Raw genomic sequence first — 17,496 nt, 5'->3', positions numbered from 1 at the left:
GCCGGTCACGCGGTCGACCGGGCGGCCAGCCCGGTGAGGACCGGCACCAGCTCGGCGGGGTGCGGCATGGCGGCCATCTCCGCGGCCACCTCGCGGGCGGCCGCGGCCAGGCTCGCGTCGGTGACCAGGCGCTCCAGCAGGGCGGGGGAGAGGTCGCCCAGGTCGGCGGCCAGGCCCGCCCCGCGGGCGGCGACCAGATCGGCGTTGACCCGGCGGTCGCCGGCGCCGCGGACGACCAGCTGCGGCACCCCGGCGGCCAGCGCGGTCAGCACGGTGCCCGCGCCGCCGTGGTGCACGATGCCGGCCGCGGCGGGCAGCACGGTGGGAAAGGGCAGCCAGTCGGTCATCTGGACGTTCGGCGGCAGCTGTCGCTTGCCCACCCAGCGGTCGGGCCGGACCAGGACGACGTCGAGGTCGGTGCCCGCGGCCGCGTCGACCACCGTGCTCATCAGCCGGTCACGCCGGGGATCGGCGACGGTGCTGCGGCTGACCAGCACCCGCGGCCGGTCACCCGGGCGCGCGAGCTCCTCGGGGAACGGCCGCCCGTAGCCGGCGGGCACGTACCGCATCGGCCGGCCCCGCCGTTCGCCGACCAGGCTGGGCGGCGCCGTGGTCAGGACCTCGACCGGCGGCGGGAAGCCGTCGGCGCCCCGGCGCGGGGCGTAGCTCGCGGTCGTCGCGGCCAGCAGCTCCTCGGCGTCGAACAGCGAGGCGTCGACGAGCACGGAGGGGACCCGCAGCCGGGCGGCCGCCTCGGCGGCGGCCACCGCCAGCGGCTCGTGCAGCACGAGGTCGGGGGAGAACCGCTCGGCCAGCCCGACGACGCCGTCCACCATCCGCTCACCGACCGCCGCGAACAGCAGCCCGACGACGCGGGTCCCGCCCCGGCCGGCCATCTCCTCCCGCGCGAGCCGCGGGTGCCGCGACATGAGCCGCAGGAACAGCGGCCGCAGCCGCAGGTCGGGGGCGACGTCGTCCGTCGGCACCGCGCCGGCGCAGACCGCCAGGCCGTCGCCGGTGGTGCCGACCACCACCTCGTGCCCGGCATCGCGCAGCGCGGTCGCGATCGGGAGCAGCGGGAGCACGTGCCCGGTCAGCGGCGAGGCGACGACGAGGACCCGCATGGCGCCCGACTCTGGCCGCCCGCCGGTTGCGGCACAAGGCGGTCCGGCGCGTCTAGTCGAACGAGTGCTCGGGCCCGGGGAAGCTGCCGTTGCGGACGTCGTCGGCGTACTCGCGGGCCGCCCGCAGCAGCTCCCCGCGCAGGTCGGCGTACTTCTTCACGAACCGCGGCACGCGGCCGCCGGTCAGCCCGGCCATGTCGGGCCACACCAGCACCTGGGCGTCGCAGTCCACCCCGGCGCCGATCCCGATCGTCGGGATCGACAGCTCCTTGGTGACCTGCGCGGCCAGCTCCGCGGGCACCATCTCCAGGACGACGGCGAACGCGCCGGCCTCCTGCACCGCGTGCGCGTCGTCCAGCAGCTGGTCTGCGCCGGCGCCGCGGCCCTGCACCCGGAAGCCGCCGAGGGCGTGCTCGCTCTGCGGCGTGAACCCGATGTGCGCCATGACCGGGATGCCGTTCTCGGTGAGCGCCTTGATCTGCGGGGCCACGCGGACGCCGCCCTCGAGCTTGACCGCCTGCGCGCCGCCCTCCTTCATCAGCCGCATGGCGTTGGCCAGCGCCTCGGTCGGCCCGGCCTCGTAGGTGCCGAACGGCATGTCCCCGACCACCAGCACCCGCTTGGTCGAGCGCGTGACCGCCTTGGTCATCAGCAGGATGTCGTCGAGCGTCACCGGCACTGTGCTCGTGTAGCCGAGGACGACGTTGCCGGCCGAATCGCCCACCAGCAGCACCGGGATGCCGGCCTCCTCGAAGACCGCGGCGCTGTTGGTGTCGTAGGCGGTGAGCATCGCCCACTTCTCGCCGCGCTCCTTGGCCTGCTGCAGGTGGTGCACGCGCACCCGGGCGGACGACGTCCCGCCGTAGAGAACCGACTCTGTCATGAGTGCGATGCCGCTCCTTCGCGGACGCTGGGCAGGCTCTCCCGCCAGCGGTTGGTGATCGGCAGGCGCCGATCCCGGCCGAACGCCTTCATCGAGATCTTCGTTCCCGGTGCGGACTGGCGGCGCTTGAACTCGGCGATGTCCACCAACCGCAGGACCCGCGCCACCACCTCCGGGTCGTGCCCGCGCTCCAGCAGCTCGGCCATGCCGAGGTCGTGGTCGACGTAGTCGGCGATCACGGCGTCGAGCTCGTCGTAGGAGGGCAGCGAGTCGCTGTCCTTCTGCCCGGGCGCCAGCTCCGCCGACGGCGGCTTGTCGATCGAGTTCTGCGGGATCGGCTCGGTGTCGCCGTGCTTGCGGGCGTAGGCGTTGCGCCACCGGGCGAGCTCCCAGACCAGCGTCTTCGGCACGTCCTTGATCGGGGCGAACCCGCCCGCCGCGTCGCCGTAGAGGGTGGAGTAGCCGACGGCCGCCTCGCTCTTGTTGCTGGTGGCCAGCAGCAGGTGCCCGTGCTGGTTGGACAGGCCCATGAGCAGCGTGCCGCGGATGCGCGCCTGCAGGTTCTCCGCCGCCACGCCGGTGAGCTCGATCTGACGCTCGAACCCCTCGACGATCGGCGCGATCGGCACGACCGAGTAGTGCAGCCCGAGCCGCGTCGCGAGGTCCTCGGCGTCGGCGAGCGAGTGCTCGCTCGACCACTTGGACGGCAGCCCGACGCCGTACACCCGGTCGGCGCCGAGCCCGTCGACGGCGATCGCGGCGACCAGCGCCGAGTCGATGCCGCCGGAGAGCCCGAGGATCACCGACGGGAAGCCGTTCTTGTCGATGAAGTCCTTCAGCCCCAGCACCAGGGCCCGCCAGACCTCCTCGCAGTCCTCGAGCGGGGTCGCGATCGAGCACGGCTGCGCCTCGAACGGCTCGACCGGCTCCTCGGAGACCACGTGCCGGATCACCGTCATCGGCCCGATCCGACCCTCCCGCCGCTCGGCCACCGCGGCCCGGTCCAGCGTCAGGTCGACGCACATGAGGTGCTCGACGAACTGCGGCGCCCGCGCGAGCAGCTCGCCGTCGGCCAGCACGACCATCGAGTCGCCGTCGAAGACCAGCTCGTCCTGGCCGCCGACCTGGTTGCAGTAGACGACCGGCGCGTGCGCCTCGGTCGCGCGGCGGCGGACCAGCGGCAGCCGTGCGTCGTCCTTGGCCCGCTCGTACGGCGAGGCGTTGGGGGAGACGACGAGGTCGACGCCGGCCTGGCCGGCGACGCCGCACGGCCCGCCCTCGACCCAGAGGTCCTCGCAGATGGTCAGGGCGACGTCGACGCCGTGCAGCCGCACGACGTGCAGCTCGTTGCCGGGCACGAAGTAGCGCGCCTCGTCGAAGACGCCGTAGTTGGGCAGGTGCCGCTTGTAGTAGCGGGCGACGACCTCGCCGCCGCACAGCAGCGCGGCGGCGTTGCGGGGGGCGCCGCGGCGGGGGTTGGCGTCGCCGGGGCGGTCGTCCTCGTCGGTGGGCGGCGAGTCGACCGGCGCCGGGCCCGCGCCCTCGGTGTGCGCCAGGTACCCGACGACGACGGCGGTGCCGCCCAGGCCCTGCCGGTCGAGGTCGCCGGCGAGCTCGACGAGTGCGTCCTCGCTGGCCCGCGCGAAGGACTCGCGGAGCACGAGGTCCTCGGGCGGGTAGCCGGTGAGCGTCATCTCGGGGAACACGACGAGATGCGCGCCCGCGTCCCGCGCCTTCGCCGTCCACCGGGTCACCAGCTCCACGTTGCCCGACAGATCACCGACGCGGGTGTCGACCTGGGCGAGGGCCACCCGCAGCTGCACCGGCTGCTGTTCGTCCACGCCTCCATCCTCGTCCCGGTGCAGGTGGGGCGGCCACGTGGGGCGGGTTCAGGCGCGGGGCACCGCGAAGTCGTGCAGGGTCGCCGCGCCCGGCCCGAGGGCCGCGAACGGAGCGGCGAGGGCGAACACCGCGAGGGCGCCGGCCGGGAACCCGCCGCCGACGTCGCCGCGGCCGTCGTCGAGGATGCCGGCGAGCTCGCCGATCGACGGGTTGTGGCCGACGAGCGCGAGCGTCCGCACGTCCTCGGGCGTCTCCCGGAGGACGGCGAGCAGCGCCTCGACGGTGTTGTCGTAGATGCGCTCGTCGACCATCGGCTCGACCGTGGCCTTCAGTTCGCCGCCGGCGCGTTCCCAGGTCTGCACGGCCCGGCGGGCAGGGGAGACGAGCACCCGGTCGGGCGTCAGACCGGCGTCGAGCAGCCACGCCCCGATCGCCGTCGCGGTCCGCTCGCCCTGGTCGGTCAGCGGCCGCTCCGCGTCGGCGCCGCCGTGAGCGGCCTGGGCGTGGCGGACCAGCAGGAGTCGGCGCTCTTCCACCGGCCGAGTCTCGCACCGCCGCCCACCGCGGTGGCCGGTGATCGGACGAAGGATTCCCGCAGCTCCGGCGGTACGTTGCGCGCTACGTCCGGGGCTCGCAGGAGATCTGATGCCGTTCGTGCTCGACCGCCTCATCCGGTTCGTGCGGCTCCGGCTGCGCAGCTGGAGGTTGCCGGTCGCCGTCGCCGTCGCCGTGTTCCTCACCAGCTGGGTGGCCATGTGGTGGGTCGAGCCGGGCAGCGAGCTCATCACACCGGACACCTACTGGTGGTACTTCATCGTCACGGCAGCCACGGTGGGCTACGGCGACTTCTTCCCGGTCTCGACCGGTGGCCGCGTCGTCGGGGTCTACGTCATCGTCGGCGGCATCGTGACCCTCACGTTGCTGTTCACGCAGCTGGCCACCGCGCTCCAGACGGCGCGGGGCAAGCGCATGAGAGGAGTGGGCGCCCTGGATCTCCGGGACCACGTCGTCCTCCTGGGCTACACGCCCGGGCGCAGCGAGCGGATCGTGGCCGAGCTGACCGCGGAGGACCGGCACCGGGTCGCCCTGTGCGCGTGGGACGACGTCGCCGAGAACCCCATGCCCGACCGGCCGGCCGTGCACTTCGTCCGCGGCGACCTCACCCGGGACGACGTCATGACGCGGGCCTGCGTCGGGACGGCGCGCACGGCGATCCTCGACGTCCGCGACGACAACGAGACCCTGGCGGTCGCGGTCGCGGTCGACCACGCGAACCCGCGGATCCACCTCGTCGCCGCCGTGCGGGACCTGGGCCGCCGGGAGAACCTGCGCTACGTCAACGAACGTGTGCAGGTCGTGCAATGGCACATGCCGTTCCTGCTGTCCGAGGAGGCGGCCGATCCTGGCATCACCCAGGTCTACAACGACCTGATGAGCGCCGGCGGCCACGGCAACACGTACTCCCTGCAGGTGCCGCGCGGCTTTCCCGGCGGGACCTTCGGAGACGCGCAGACGTTCCTCGGCCGGAGCTTCGGCGCGACCGTGCTCGCCGTGCGCACCGACGGCGACCTGGTGGTCAGCCCACCCTGGGACACGCCCGTCCCGGTGGGCGCGACGCTGTACTACGTGGCCCGGCAGCGCATCGACGTCGACCGGCTGCCGGCGCGCCGCTGAGCCGGGCTCCGTCCTCATTCGACGGCACTCCTCCTTCGGGGGAGGAACCAGGAGCCCGCCAGGCACGACTATCTCTCCCGAACGGACCGGCACCGGCCGGACCGACCGTGTCCCGGGGGGTTCACGTGCTCTTGCGTCTCCGTCGTGCCGCCGTGGCTGCTCTCGCAGCCGTCGTCGCCGTCCTGGCCCTCGGGGTCGGGGTGGCATCGGCGCACGTCACCGTCAGCTCGACCGACGCCGCCGCCGGCGGGTTCGGCGAGCTGACGTTCCGTGTCCCCACCGAGAGCGACACCGCCTCGACGACGTCGCTGCGCGTGCAGCTGCCCACCGACACACCGCTGGCGTTCGTGAGCGTCAAGCCGGTGCCCGGCTGGACCGCCACCGTCGAGACCACCCCGCTGGACCCGCCGGTCACCGTCGAGGGCAGCGAGATCAGCGAGGCGGTCAGCCAGGTCACCTGGACCGCCGACCCGGGGGCCGGCATCCAGCCGGGCGAGTACCAGTCCTTCTCGATCAGCGCCGGCCCGCTGCCCGACGCCGAGAGCCTCGTCCTGCCCGCCATCCAGGGCTACGACGACGGCACCGAGGTCGCCTGGGTCGAGCCGAGCGTCGAGGGCCAGGCCGAGCCGGAGCACCCCGCGCCGACCCTGTCGCTGACCGCGGCCGGCGACGAGGCGGCCCCGGCGGCCACCACGCCTACGGCCGGCACCGAGGACGAGGGCAACGGCCTGGCCGTGACCGCGCTCGTGGTGGGCATCGTCGGGCTGCTGGCCGGCATCGCCGGTGTGGCCCTGGCTCTCGGCGCCCGCCGGCGCAGCGCGCCCGCCGCCTCCGCCGCGGCCGAGCCGCAGCGGGACACCGCGGGCGTCTGATACCGCCGGGCCCCGGGACTCAGCGGCCGTTAGGCGACGGCGGCGTGAGCTCGGTGGCCGGCCGGGGAGCAGGCACCTCCGGAGCCGCGGACGGCTCCGGAGGTGTCGCCCGCTCCAGGAACCGCAGCAGCTCGACCGGGAAGGGCAGGACGACGGTCGAGTTCTTCTCGGCGGCGACCTCGACCATCGTCTGCAGCAGCCGCAGTTGCAGGGCCGCGGGCTGCTCGCTCATGACCTTCGCCGCCTGCGACAGCTTCTCCGAGGCCTGCAGCTCGCCCTCGGCGGTGATCACGCGCGAGCGGCGCTCGCGCTCGGCCTCGGCCTGCCGCGACATCGACCGCTTCATCGACTCGGGCAGGGCGACGTCCTTGATGTCGACGCGGTCGATGTGGATGCCCCAGTCGACCGCCGGGTTGTCCAGCATCAGCTCCAGGCCCTGGTTGAGCCGCTCGCGGTTGGACAGCAGGTCGTCCAGGTCGCTCTTGCCGATGATCGACCGCAGCGACGCCTGCGCCACCTGCGCGATCGCGGCCTGGTAGTTCTGCACGCCCACGACCACCCGCACCGGGTCGTAGACCTTGTAGTAGACGACGGCGTCGACCTTGACGGTGACGTTGTCGCGGGTGATCCCCTCCTGAGCCGGCACCGGCATGGTGATCACCTGCATGTTCACCTTGTGCAGCCGGTCGGCGCCGGGGGCGATCAGCGCCAGCCCGGGCTCGCGGGGTTCACCGCGGAGCCGGCCGAAGCGGAGGACGACGCCCCGCTCGAACTGGTTGACCACCCGGACGCTCGCGCCGGCGAGCACCAGCCCGCACAGGAACACGATGACCAGCACTGCGAGAACGGCATCCATCTCGCCCTCCGCCACCGGCGCCGCGGCGGACGCGCAGGTCGCGCCCGTGCCGCGGCGCCCCGTGATGGCGCCCACATGCTAGGCCGGAACTCCGCCGTCCGGTTGCCACGCGGCGATCACCTTGGTGCGCAGCGACGCGCCCAGCCGGCGGTAGAACCGCTGCGCCGCCACGTTGTCCTCCTGCATCTCCCACCGGATCAGCAGCCGCTCGGGCGCCGCCAGCCGGGCCAGTCCGGTCATGAGCAGCCGGCCCACGCCGGCGTCGCGGTGCCCGTCGCGGACGAACAGGTCGTCGAGCCGGAGGATGTCCCGGCCCTCCCACAGGTGCAGCCCGCGCAGGGCCGACACGTACCCGACCGGCGCGCCGTCCCGCTCGGCCAGCAGGACGACCACGTCCTCCCGACCGAGCATCCGGGCCCAGCGCTCCTCGGTGCCCTCGTACGCGTCGCCCTCCTGCGCCGCGATCTCGCGGACCATGGCCAGGACGACACCGGCGTCGGCCGGGCCGGCCCGGCGCACGTGGGCCGTCACGACGCGCTCACGGTGAACGGGGCGGTGATGACCCGGCCATCGGCCAGCCGGAACTGCGCCCACAGGCGGTACACGCCGGGGGTGTCGAACTCGGCGTGCACGTCCAGCTCGGGGCCGAAGCGGGTGCCCGGGACGGCGAACACCGGCCGGCCGTCGGGGTCGGTGACCTCGGCGTGCTCGTGGGCGAAGGTCTCGCCGTCCGCCCGCATGACCACGATGTGCCCGGCCGCGGCCAGGTAGGGCTGCAGGTCGTCGACCGGGCGGCCGGTCGCCGTGTCGCTGAGCACGAACGCCAGGTCGCTGGGCGAGCCGACCTCCGCGTCCCCGCGCAGCTGCACGCGGACGCCGTCCACGACCACGCTGCGCGGGCCGGGGGTGGCGACCTCGGCCGCCGGCGCCGTGCCGCGCACGGTCACCACCTGCCGCTGGTGCAGGTCGGCCATCTCGCCCCGCAGCCGGAACTCCGTGTTGACCACGTAGTCGCCGGCGGTCGGGAACACCAGGTCGACGGCGAGCTCACCCGGGTTGCCCGTGGGCTCGGGGTGCACGTGGGCGAACGTCGCCAGGTCGGCGCGGGTGGCGATGAGGTGCATCCACGCCTGGTGGCTGCGGGTGAGGTCCTCGACGGGCCGGCCGGCCTCGTCGACGACGGTCGCGGTCACCCGCGCCGGCCGCCCGGGGCGCACGTCGGCCGGGACGTCGAGCCGGACGGACAGCCCCGCCTCGGCCGCCTCGCCGGCCTCGACCTCGGCGGTCATCATCTCGCTCATCGCGGGCCGCATCGGCATCCCGGTCGACTCGGTCCAGGCCAGCAGGCCGTTCATGCCGCGCGTGGCCGCCTCGGTGCGCGAGGCCCAGGTGAACCCGGCGCCGAGGGCCAGCGCGACGACGGCGACCGTCGCGAGGTACGCCGCGGAGGAGAGCCGCGTCCGCAGCGGCGGGTGCGCGATCTCCGCGGCGCCGGACGGGCGGCGGAACCGGCGCAGCCGCAGCGCGTTGGTCACCACGCTGACCGAGCTCATCGCCATGGCGGCCGAGGCCAGCACGGGGTCGAGCAGCAGCCCGTCCCACCAGTACAGGGCGCCCGCGGCGACCGGGATGAGCAGCACGTTGTAGCCGAAGGCCCACACCAGGCCCTGCCGGATCGTGGCGACGGTGCGCCGCGACAGCGCGATCGCCGACACGATGCCGCGCAGGTCGCCGCCGATCAGCGTCACGTCGGACGCCGCGATCGCGACGTCCGCGCCGGTGCCGATGGCGATGCCGAGGTCGGCCCGGGCCAGCGCCGGGGCGTCGTTGATCCCGTCGCCGACCATCGCGACGACGTGGCCGTCGGCCTGCAGCCGGGCCACCGCCGCGTCCTTCTGCGCCGGCAGCACGTCGGCGATCACGTTCGCGATGCCGACCTGGGCGGCCACCGACCGGGCCGTCGCCTCGTTGTCGCCGGTGAGCATCCAGACCTCGAGGCCGAGCGCCTGCAGCTGGGCGACGGCGTCCGCCGACTCCGGCCGGACGGGGTCGGCCACGGTCACCACCGCGACGGCCTCGCCGTCGACGGCGACGAACATCGGCGTCCGCCCGGCCGCGGCGGCCGCGCGGCCGGCGTCGTCCAGCCCGCCCAGGTCCGTGCCGGACAGCAGGGCGCGGTTGCCGACGCGCACCCGCCGGCCGGCGACGACGGCGTCCACGCCGCGGCCGGGCACGGCCTCGAACGACTCCGCGACCGGCAGCGGCAGGCCGCGCTCGCGGACCGCCGCGACGATCGCCTCGCCGAGCGGGTGCTCGCTGCCGGTCTCGGCGGCGCCGGCCAGGGCCAGCACCTCGGCCTCGGTCCAGCCGGGCCGCACGGCGACGTCGACGACGGCGGGCCGGCCGCGGGTGATCGTGCCGGTCTTGTCGAGGACGACGGCGGTCAGCCGGCGGGCCTGCTCGAGCGCCTCGCCGTTGCCGATGAGGACGCCGAGCTCCGCGGCCCGCCCGGTGCCGACCATGACCGCCGTCGGCGTGGCCAGCCCCAGCGCGCACGGGCAGGCGATGATCAGGACGGCGACCGTCGTGGTGATCGCCATCGTGAGCCGGCCGGGCTCGGGCCCGAACAGCGCCCACACCGCGAACGTGGCCGCGGCCAGCAGCAGCACCGTCGGCACGAACACCGCGGCGACCCGGTCGACCAGCCGCTGCATCGGCGCCTTGGCGCCCTGCGCGTCCTCGACCAGCCGCACGATCTGGGCCAGCGCGGTGTCGGCGCCGACGGCGGTGGCGCGCAGCACCACCGAGCCGGTGCGGTTGAGCGTCGCGCCGATGAGGGTGTCGCCGACGGCCTTCTCGACCGGCAGGCTCTCGCCGGTCAGCATGCTCTCGTCGACCGCCGTGCGGCCGGCGGTGACCACGCCGTCCACCGGCACCTTCTCGCCGGGCCGGACGCGCACCAGGTCGCCGGCGACGACCTGCTCGACCGGGACGTCGACCTCGACGTCGCCGCGCAGGACGCGGGCGGTCTTCGGGGCCAGGCCGACGAGCGCGGTGATCGCCGCCGCGGTCCGCTTCTTCGCCTTCGCCTCCAGCCAGCGGCCCATGAGCACCAGGGCGATGACGACCAGCGACGTCTCGAAGTAGACGTGCAGCGGCAGCCCCCAGCTCTCGGCCAGGCCCGGCCACAGCGTGACGAAGGCGCTGTAGCCGTACGCCACGGCGGTGCCGAGCGCGACGAGGGTGTTCATGGTCGTGCTGCGGTGCCGGGCGGCGGCCCAGGCCGCGCGGTAGACGTCCCGGCCGGCCCAGAACTGCACGACGGTCGCGACGACGAGGATCGCCGGCATCAGCCAGTCCATCGTGTCCAGGTGCAGCGGCACGTACATGACGGCCATGAGCCCGAGGCCGGTCGCCAGCGCGACCTGCCAGCGGCGCTTCAGGGTGGTCAGCCCGTCGTCCTCCGGCTGCTCCGCGGCGGGCGCGGCGGGCTCGGGGTCGGGACGGCGCAGCGTGGCGCTGTAGCCGGCCTTGGCGACCGCCGCGGCCAGGTCGGCGGGGCCGGCCAGGCCGGCGTCGTACTCCACGGTCGCCGTCTCGGTGGCGAGATTGACCGCGGCCTCGCGGACGCCGTCGACCCGGCGCAGCGCCTTCTCGACCCGGCCGACGCAGGACGCGCAGGTCATGCCGCCGACGGTGAACGTGTCGCACACGGTGGGGGGAGTGGTGGTGGTCATGGCCGGCGTCCTCAGCAGTGCGCGTACTCGGCCGGGCGCAGCGCCATGGCCAGCGCCATCGCGAACAGCATCCCGACGTGGCCCCAGAGCATCAGCCCGCCCGAGGTGATCAGGCCGAGCGCCAGGGGCAGGAACAGGACGACGAACGGCAGGTACATCGCGACGCCCATCTCGGCGATCGGCTGCCAGCCGTGGCCGCGGAAGCGCATCCAGGCCGACATCGCGACCGTCATGTTGGTCGCCATGATCAGCGCGCCGGTGTAGTCGTTCGACATCAGCCAGGACGCGTCGAGGACGTCGAGCAGGAACGACCAGACGGGGTGGAGCGCCACCATGCCGACGGCCATCGCGACGACCATCTCGAGGTAGTGCAGGACGAACTTCTTCTTGCTGAGGCGGTGCTCGTGCAGCGTGCTCATGGGAGGCCTCCAGGGTGGGCGGCGGGTCAGGGGACGAGGACGTAGCCGGCCTCGTCGACGGCGGCGGCGATGTCGGCGCGGTCGACCGGGTGCTCGGCGGAGACGGTGACCGTGCCGGTCGGCACGTCCACGACCACGCCGGTGACGCCGTCGACGCGGCCGATCTCCTCGGTGACCGCGCGCCGGCAGTGGTCGCAGGTCATGCCGGTGACCTGGAAGGTGGTCGTGCCGACGAAGGCGCGGGGGGTGTTGCTCAGCATCGGGATCGGAACCTCCGGGATCGGGGTGGATCGGACGGACCGAGACTCGGTCCGGCGGCACCCTGCTGGCGCCGGGGAAATCGCCAGGTCGATCACCGGGATGTCACCGGGGCGATTACCGGGAGGACGGGGCCGGACGGCTCTGGCGGGTCCGGGCGCGGCCGCGCGATGGTTCCCCGGTCCGGAGAGGAGCCGCGCCATGACGCTGCTGCTGGAAAGTCCCGCATTCGACTCGCTGAGGGCGCAGATGCGGGGTGCCGTGATCGGCCCGGCCGACGCGGAGTACGACACCGCTCGCCGGGTCCACAACGGAATGATCGACAAGCGGCCGGCGGTGATCGCCCGCTGCACGGGCGTGGCCGACGTGATGGCCGCGCTGGAGTTCGGGATCACGCACGACCTGCCGATCGCCGTACGCGGCGGTGGGCACAACGTCGCGGGCAAGGCGGTCTGCGACGACGGGATCGTCCTCGACCTGTCTCCGATGAAGGGGATGCGGGTGGACCCGGGCCGCCGGATCGCACAGGCGCAGGCCGGTCTGACCTGGGGTGAGTTCGACCGGGAGACACAGGCCTTCGGGCTCGCGACCACCGGCGGTGCAGTCTCGACGACGGGCATCGCCGGGCTGACCCTGGGCGGCGGGATCGGCTGGTTGCAGCGGAAGTTCGGGCTCACCTGCGACAACCTGCTGTCGGCGGACGTCGTCACCGCGGACGGTCGGTTCCTGACCGCGAGCGACTCGGAGAACGCCGACCTGTTCTGGGGTCTGCGCGGAGGCGGCGGGAACTTCGGGGTCGTCACCTCCTTCGAGTACCGGCTGCACCCGGTGGGGCAGCTGGTCGCGGGCCCGGCGCTGTATCCCTTCAGCGCCGCCCGGGACGTGTTCCGGTTCTACCGGGACTACGCGGGGTCGGCGCCGGACGACCTGTTCGTGGAGTTCGGGCTGGCGGCGCTGCCCGACGGGCAGCGGGCGGTCCTGCTGTTCGTCGTCTACGCCGGGCCGCTCGAGACAGCCGAGGCCGTGCTCAGGCCGGTGCGCGAGTTCGGCACCCCGCTCGAGGTCGTGATCGGGCCGATGAGCTACTGCGACGTCCAGCGGGCCTACGACGCCGACTTTCCCTACGGGCTGCTCAACTACTGGAAGTCGAGCAACATCGGCGAGCTCAGCGACGGGGCGATCGAGACCATGGTCGACTTCATGGAGGCCGCGCCCTCGCTGCGGCCGGCGGTCATCATCGACCAGTTCGGCGGGGCGGTCGCCCGGGTCCCGGCCGACGCGACCGCCTTCGGGCACCGGGACGCCGCGTACGACCTGATCATCGCCGCGATCTGGTCGCAGCCCGAGGAACAGGAGGCCCACGTCGACTGGGCCCGGAGGTTCTGGGAGGCCATGCAGCCGTACAGCACCGGCGACGTCTACGTGAACTACCTCAGCGAGGAGGGCGACGAGCGGGTCCGCGCCGCGTACGGCCACCACTACGCGCGGCTGGCGGACCTCAAGCGCAGGTACGACCCCCAGAACGTGTTCCGCAGCAACCAGAACATCCGGCCGTAGGACCGCCGGTCCACCGGCCGGTCCCGTCCCGCAACTACGCTGCGCACCCGTGCTGCAGGGCCGCGAGACCGAACGGGCCGCGGTCGCCGACCTGGTCGAGCGGACGCGGGCCGGCCGGGGCGGCGCCCTCGTGCTGCGCGGGCAGCCCGGCGTGGGCAAGTCCGCCCTGCTGGCCGACGCCGTCGCCGTCGCCGAGGACCTCACCGTCCTGCGGACCCAGGGGATCGAGTCGGAGTTCCCGCTCCCGTTCGCCGCGCTGCAGCGGCTGCTGCGGCCGGTCATGGCCTTCGCCGACCGCCTGCCCGCGCGGCAGACCCGGGCGCTGCGCGCCGTCTTCGGGGAGGTGGAGGGCGGCGCCGACGACCGGTTCCTCGTCTACCTCTCGGTGCTGAGCCTGCTGGCCGAGGCGGGGGAGCGGGAGCCGGTGCTCGCCGTCGTCGACGACGCGCACTGGCTCGACGAGGCCTCCGCCGGGGCGCTGCTGTTCGTGGCCCGCCGGCTGGAGCTCGAGCACGTCGGCGTGCTGTTCGCCGCCCGCACCGGCGATGTCCGGACCTTCGACGCGGGGGACCTCCCGGCGGTCGACCTCGGGGGCATCGACCGGGACGCGGCCCGCGCGCTGCTCAGCGACCGCGCCGGTGTGCCGGTGCCGCCGGCGGTCAGCGAGACCCTGGTGGCCAGCACGGGCGGCAACCCGCTGGCGCTGGTCGAACTGACCCGCGCACTGGGCACCGACCAGCTGGCCGGGACGGCGGCGCTGCCCGAGCGGCTGCCGCTGACCGAGGGCGTCGAGCGGGCGTTCCTCGACCGCTGCCGGCGCCTGCCCGAGGACGCGCAGACCGTTCTGCTGGTCGCCGCGGCGGACGACTCGGGGCGGGTGGCGACCGTCCGCGGCGCCGTCGCCGAGCTGGGGGTGGGGGAGGACGGGCTGGAGGCCGCCGAGCGCTCCGGGCTGGTCAGCTTCCGGAGCGGGACGGTGGAGCTGTGGCACCCGCTGGTCCGCTCCGCGGTCTACGGCGCCGCGACCGGCACCCAACGGCGGCGGGTGCACCGAGCCCTCGCCACGGCGATGACCACCACCGCCGACGACGCGGACCGCCGCGCCTGGCACCTGGCGGCCTCCGTCGCGGAACCCGACGAGGCGGTCGTGGCGGAGCTCGACCGCGCGGCCGAGCGGGCCCACCACCGCGGCGGTCACGAGTCGGCCTCGGCCGCGGCCGAGCGGGCCGCCGAGCTGTCGGTGGGCCGGGAGGCCCGGGCGCAGCGGTTCTACACGGCGGCGCGCTGCGCCTGGCTGGCCGCCCAGCCGGCCCGGGCGCGGGGGCTGGCCGACGCCGCGGCGGCGCAGGCGGAGGAGCCGGGGCTGCTGGCCGACGTCCGGCGGCTGCGGGCGCGGATCGAGTGGAACACCGGATCGCTGGACCTGGGGCACCGGCTGGTGCTGGAGGCCGCGGCCGAGGTGGCGCCGTCCGACGAGCAGCGCGCCCGGGAGATGGCCATGTTCGCGGCGGCCCTGGCCGCCTTCGGGGCGCGGTCGGGCACCGGGATCGACCCGACGTCCCTGGTGCCGGTGCCGCCGCCGGACGCGCCGATGCGGGTGCGCTGCTTCGACGACCTGCTGCGCGGCCTGGCCGCGGTGGCCTCGGGCGACTGGGGCCTCGCCGCGACGCACCTGCACCGAGCGCTCGCGCTGGCCGAGGACCTCGCCGACGACGACCAGGACCTGCTACCCAACCTGGGCATCGCCGCCCTGCACATCGGGGACGACGAGGCGGCGTTCCGCTTCGACGACCGGCTGCTGGCGCGGGCCCGCGGCACCGGCGCGCTGGTGATGGTGCTCTACGCGCTGACCCGGCGGGCGCTCCCGCAGCTGGCGACCGGGCGCTGGACGGCGGCGGTCGCCGGTGCGACCGAGGCGCTGCCGCTGGCCGAGAGCACCGGCCAGCGCGGGCTCACCGGGTTGCCGCTGGCCGTGCTGGCGCTCGTGGCGGCGTGGCGGGGGGACGCCGCCGCGGCCGACCTGCACCTGGCCGCGCTCGACGAGGTCGTGGCCGGCCATCCCCTCGGGATCCTGGCCGGGACTGTCCCCGACCTGGCGCGGTGGGCGCGGGCCGTGCGGGCCGGCGCCGGCACGGCGTCCTCGCTGCGGTACCTCCAGCAGCTGGAGCACCCGATCGTGCAGCGCTGGGCGGCCCTCGACCGGATCGAGGCCGCGGTGCACGCCGGGCGGCCGGAACTGGCGAACGAGTGGCTCGCCGACCTCGCCGGCTTCGCGGAGGCCACCGGCTCGGCGTGGGCCACCGCGCTGGCCGAGCACGGTCGCGGGGTGCTCGGTGACGGCGCGGAGGCCGAGGCACACTTCCGGCGGGCGCTGGACGCGCACGCCGGGTCGCTGCGGGTGCCCGCCCGGGCGCGGACCCAGCTGGCGTACGGCGAGTTCCTGCGCCGCTCCCGCCGCCGGGTCGACGCCCGCACCCACCTGCGCGCCGCGCTGGAGACCTTCGAGGACCTCGGCGCCGAGCCCTGGGCCGAGCGCTCCCGGCAGGAGCTGCGTGCCTCGGGCGAGACCGCGCGCCGGCGGGACGACGCCGCTCTGCCCACGCTCACCGCGCAGGAGCAGCAGGTCGCCGGGCTGGTGCGCCAGGGTCTGACCAACCGCGACATCGCCGCGCGGCTGTTCCTGAGCCCCCGCACGGTCGACTTCCACCTGCGCAACGTGTTCACCAAGCTCGGGGTCAGCAGCCGCACGGAGCTCGCCGCCCTCGCCCTCGACTGACCCGGTGGTTTCGCCGGTCCGAGGAACGGTCGCGGTTCCTAGCGTCCCCGGCATGACCTCGGACCTCGACCAGCCCCTGGACGTGCTCGTGATCGGCGCCGGCCAGGCCGGTCTCGCCCTCGCCTGGCACCTGCAGCGCTCCGGCACCCGGTTCCTCGTCGTCGACGCGGGCGACCGGATCGGGCACGTGTGGCGCTCCCGCTGGGACTCGCTGCGGCTGTTCACGGCCGCCGAGTACGACGCGCTGCCCGGCATGGCCTTCCCGGCACCGGCCGGCACCTACCCGACCAAGGACCAGGTCGCCGACTACCTCGCCGCCTACGCCGAGGCGTTCGAGCTGCCGGTGCGACTCGGCACCCGGGTCACCCGCCTGTCGCGGGCCGACGGCGGCTTCCGCGCCGAGACGACGACCGGGCCGATCGCCGCCCGGCAGGTCGTCGTCGCCACCGGGCCGTTCCAGACGCCGCACGTGCCGGCGCTCGGTCTCGGCGCGGAGGTGCCGCAGGTGCACAGCGCGCAGTACCGGCGTCCGGACGACGTCCCGGCCGGGTCGGTGCTGGTCGTCGGCGCGGGCAACTCGGGGCTGCAGATCGCCGAGGAGCTGGCCGGCGCGGGCCGGGCGGTCACCGTCGCGGTCGGCAGCCGGCCGAAGACGGTGCCGCAGCGGCCGCTGGGCCGCGACCTGTTCTGGTGGCTCACGACGCTCGGCCTCGTCCGGGCCCGCGCCGACTCGCGCCTGGGGCGGCGGTTCCGCGCCCGCGAGCTGGTCGTCGGGACGACGTGGCGCCGGGTGCGGTCCCTCGGGATCGGGCTGCGGCCGCGGGCGGTCGCGGCGGACGGCCGGACCGTGCGGTTCGCCGACGGCTCCGCGCTCGACGTCGACGCGGTCGTGTGGGCGACCGGCTACCGGCCGGACCACTCGTGGCTCGACGTCCCCGGCGCGCTGCTCGACGGGCAGGTGGCGCACCAGCGCGGCCTCAGCCCGGTGCCCGGGCTGGCCTTCCTCGGCCTGCCCTGGCAGTCCACCCGCGGCTCGGCCCTGCTCGGCTTCGTCCGGGAGGACGCCGCCTGGCTCGCCCAGCGGCTGTCGACCGATGCGCGCGCCGTCGCATACTCCCCGGCGTGAGCCGGATCCACATCGCCCGGATCTACGACCGGGAGGCGCTGCCGCCCGGACGGCGGTTCCTCGTGGACCGGCTCTGGCCCCGCGGCGTCCGCCGCGACGAGGTGGCGCTCGAGGGCTGGCTGCGGGACGTGGCGCCGAGCGACGGGCTGCGGCGCTGGTTCGGTCACGACGTCGCGCGGTGGCCGGAGTTCCGGCGGCGGTACCGCGCCGAGCTCGCCGACGCCCCGGACGCCGTCCGTCCCCTGCTGGAGGCGGCCGAGGACGGCGACGTCGTCCTGCTCTACGCCGCGCGGGACGCCGACCACAACAACGCGGTGGTGCTGCGCGAGCACCTGCTGGAGAGACTGGACGGCGGCAGGGCAGGCTGACCGG

The 17,496-nt window shown here is 75.0% G+C and carries 15 protein-coding genes; 6 read left to right on the top strand and 9 right to left on the bottom strand.

What is annotated here, in order from left to right; genetic code table 11:
* Positions 1–5: 5 nt before the first annotated feature.
* Genes ACWIYF_RS17205 through ACWIYF_RS17190 form a run of 4 tightly spaced genes read right to left on the bottom strand, consistent with a single transcriptional unit; the run spans position 6 to position 4,385 of the window.
* Positions 6–1,124: a nucleotide disphospho-sugar-binding domain-containing protein gene (locus ACWIYF_RS17205; protein ID WP_448624049.1), complete on the bottom strand. Its 1,119-nt coding sequence runs from the start codon at positions 1,122–1,124 to the stop codon at positions 6–8.
* 52 nt (positions 1,125–1,176) lie between these two features.
* A complete protein-coding gene (gene panB, locus ACWIYF_RS17200; RefSeq protein ID WP_448624048.1) occupies positions 1,177–2,007 on the bottom strand; it encodes a 3-methyl-2-oxobutanoate hydroxymethyltransferase in 831 nt (276 codons plus the stop codon).
* Positions 2,004–3,848, bottom strand: a complete 1,845-nt coding sequence (locus ACWIYF_RS17195) for an NAD+ synthase (RefSeq protein WP_448624047.1) — start codon at positions 3,846–3,848, stop codon at positions 2,004–2,006. Before ACWIYF_RS17195 ends, panB begins: the two co-directional genes overlap by 4 nt.
* 48 nt (positions 3,849–3,896) lie before the next feature.
* A complete protein-coding gene (locus ACWIYF_RS17190) occupies positions 3,897–4,385 on the bottom strand; it encodes a SixA phosphatase family protein (protein WP_448624046.1) in 489 nt (162 codons plus the stop codon).
* A gap of 109 nt (positions 4,386–4,494) precedes the next feature.
* Here ACWIYF_RS17190 and ACWIYF_RS17185 point away from each other — a divergent pair, with 109 nt between their 5' ends.
* Positions 4,495–5,523 carry an ion channel gene (locus ACWIYF_RS17185; RefSeq protein WP_448624045.1) on the top strand — a complete coding sequence of 343 codons (1,029 nt, stop codon included), beginning with the start codon at positions 4,495–4,497 and terminating at the stop codon, positions 5,521–5,523.
* Positions 5,524–5,675: 152 nt separating this feature from the next.
* Positions 5,676–6,395 carry a YcnI family copper-binding membrane protein gene (locus tag ACWIYF_RS17180; RefSeq protein ID WP_448624044.1) on the top strand — a complete coding sequence of 240 codons (720 nt, stop codon included), beginning with the start codon at positions 5,676–5,678 and terminating at the stop codon, positions 6,393–6,395.
* A 19-nt stretch (positions 6,396–6,414) separates the two neighbouring features.
* Here ACWIYF_RS17180 and ACWIYF_RS17175 read toward each other — a convergent pair whose 3' ends face one another.
* The 5 genes from ACWIYF_RS17175 to ACWIYF_RS17155 all read right to left on the bottom strand — a co-directional run bounded on the left by ACWIYF_RS17175 (position 6,415) and on the right by ACWIYF_RS17155 (position 11,667).
* Positions 6,415–7,251, bottom strand: coding sequence for a slipin family protein (locus ACWIYF_RS17175; protein ID WP_448624043.1), 837 nt, complete (start codon positions 7,249–7,251; stop codon positions 6,415–6,417).
* Positions 7,252–7,329: 78 nt separating this feature from the next.
* Complete coding sequence (locus ACWIYF_RS17170; protein ID WP_448624042.1) at positions 7,330–7,782, bottom strand: N-acetyltransferase family protein; 453 nt, start codon at positions 7,780–7,782, stop codon at positions 7,330–7,332.
* On the bottom strand, positions 7,779–10,988 hold the full coding sequence (locus tag ACWIYF_RS17165) for a heavy metal translocating P-type ATPase (protein WP_448624041.1): 3,210 nt from the start codon (positions 10,986–10,988) through the stop codon (positions 7,779–7,781). The genes ACWIYF_RS17170 and ACWIYF_RS17165 overlap by 4 nt, the downstream gene beginning before the upstream one ends.
* 11 nt (positions 10,989–10,999) lie before the next feature.
* The gene (locus ACWIYF_RS17160; protein WP_448624040.1) at positions 11,000–11,407 is read right to left on the bottom strand and encodes a hypothetical protein; all 408 of its coding nucleotides are present in this window, start codon (positions 11,405–11,407) and stop codon (positions 11,000–11,002) included.
* Positions 11,408–11,433: 26 nt separating this feature from the next.
* Entirely contained in the window at positions 11,434–11,667 is a 234-nt protein-coding gene (locus ACWIYF_RS17155; RefSeq protein ID WP_448624039.1) for a heavy-metal-associated domain-containing protein, read from the bottom strand.
* A 199-nt stretch (positions 11,668–11,866) separates the two neighbouring features.
* Between ACWIYF_RS17155 and ACWIYF_RS17150 the strand changes: the two genes are divergently transcribed.
* The 4 genes from ACWIYF_RS17150 to ACWIYF_RS17135 are packed head-to-tail and all read left to right on the top strand — an operon-like array spanning position 11,867 to position 17,492.
* The gene (locus tag ACWIYF_RS17150; protein WP_448624038.1) at positions 11,867–13,222 is read left to right on the top strand and encodes an FAD-binding oxidoreductase; all 1,356 of its coding nucleotides are present in this window, start codon (positions 11,867–11,869) and stop codon (positions 13,220–13,222) included.
* A gap of 49 nt (positions 13,223–13,271) precedes the next feature.
* Positions 13,272–15,998 (top strand): AAA family ATPase, encoded by a 2,727-nt coding sequence (locus tag ACWIYF_RS17145; RefSeq protein WP_448624037.1) that lies wholly within the window; start codon positions 13,272–13,274, stop codon positions 15,996–15,998.
* Between the two features lie 52 nt (positions 15,999–16,050).
* A complete protein-coding gene (locus tag ACWIYF_RS17140) occupies positions 16,051–17,124 on the top strand; it encodes a flavin-containing monooxygenase (RefSeq protein WP_448624036.1) in 1,074 nt (357 codons plus the stop codon).
* Positions 17,121–17,492 (top strand): DUF488 domain-containing protein, encoded by a 372-nt coding sequence (locus tag ACWIYF_RS17135; protein WP_448624035.1) that lies wholly within the window; start codon positions 17,121–17,123, stop codon positions 17,490–17,492. The genes ACWIYF_RS17140 and ACWIYF_RS17135 overlap by 4 nt, the downstream gene beginning before the upstream one ends.
* Positions 17,493–17,496: the final 4 nt, after the last annotated feature.

This window comes from Geodermatophilus sp. URMC 64 (assembly GCF_053502555.1).
This window is presented reverse-complemented; position numbering and strand designations above follow the sequence as displayed.

What these genes read in the sequence shown, in the direction of transcription:
- ACWIYF_RS17205 (WP_448624049.1), bottom strand. Translation starts at nt 1,124, where the DNA reads ATGCGGGTCCTCGTCGTCGCCTCGCCGCTGACCGGGCACGTGCTCCCG.
- panB (WP_448624048.1), bottom strand. Translation starts at nt 2,007, where the DNA reads ATGACAGAGTCGGTTCTCTACGGCGGGACGTCGTCCGCCCGGGTGCGC.
- ACWIYF_RS17185 (WP_448624045.1), top strand. Translation starts at nt 4,495, where the DNA reads ATGCCGTTCGTGCTCGACCGCCTCATCCGGTTCGTGCGGCTCCGGCTG.
- ACWIYF_RS17175 (WP_448624043.1), bottom strand. Translation starts at nt 7,251, where the DNA reads ATGGATGCCGTTCTCGCAGTGCTGGTCATCGTGTTCCTGTGCGGGCTG.
- ACWIYF_RS17165 (WP_448624041.1), bottom strand. Translation starts at nt 10,988, where the DNA reads ATGACCACCACCACTCCCCCCACCGTGTGCGACACGTTCACCGTCGGC.
- ACWIYF_RS17160 (WP_448624040.1), bottom strand. Translation starts at nt 11,407, where the DNA reads ATGAGCACGCTGCACGAGCACCGCCTCAGCAAGAAGAAGTTCGTCCTG.
- ACWIYF_RS17155 (WP_448624039.1), bottom strand. Translation starts at nt 11,667, where the DNA reads ATGCTGAGCAACACCCCCCGCGCCTTCGTCGGCACGACCACCTTCCAG.
- ACWIYF_RS17150 (WP_448624038.1), top strand. Translation starts at nt 11,867, where the DNA reads ATGACGCTGCTGCTGGAAAGTCCCGCATTCGACTCGCTGAGGGCGCAG.
- ACWIYF_RS17140 (WP_448624036.1), top strand. Translation starts at nt 16,051, where the DNA reads ATGACCTCGGACCTCGACCAGCCCCTGGACGTGCTCGTGATCGGCGCC.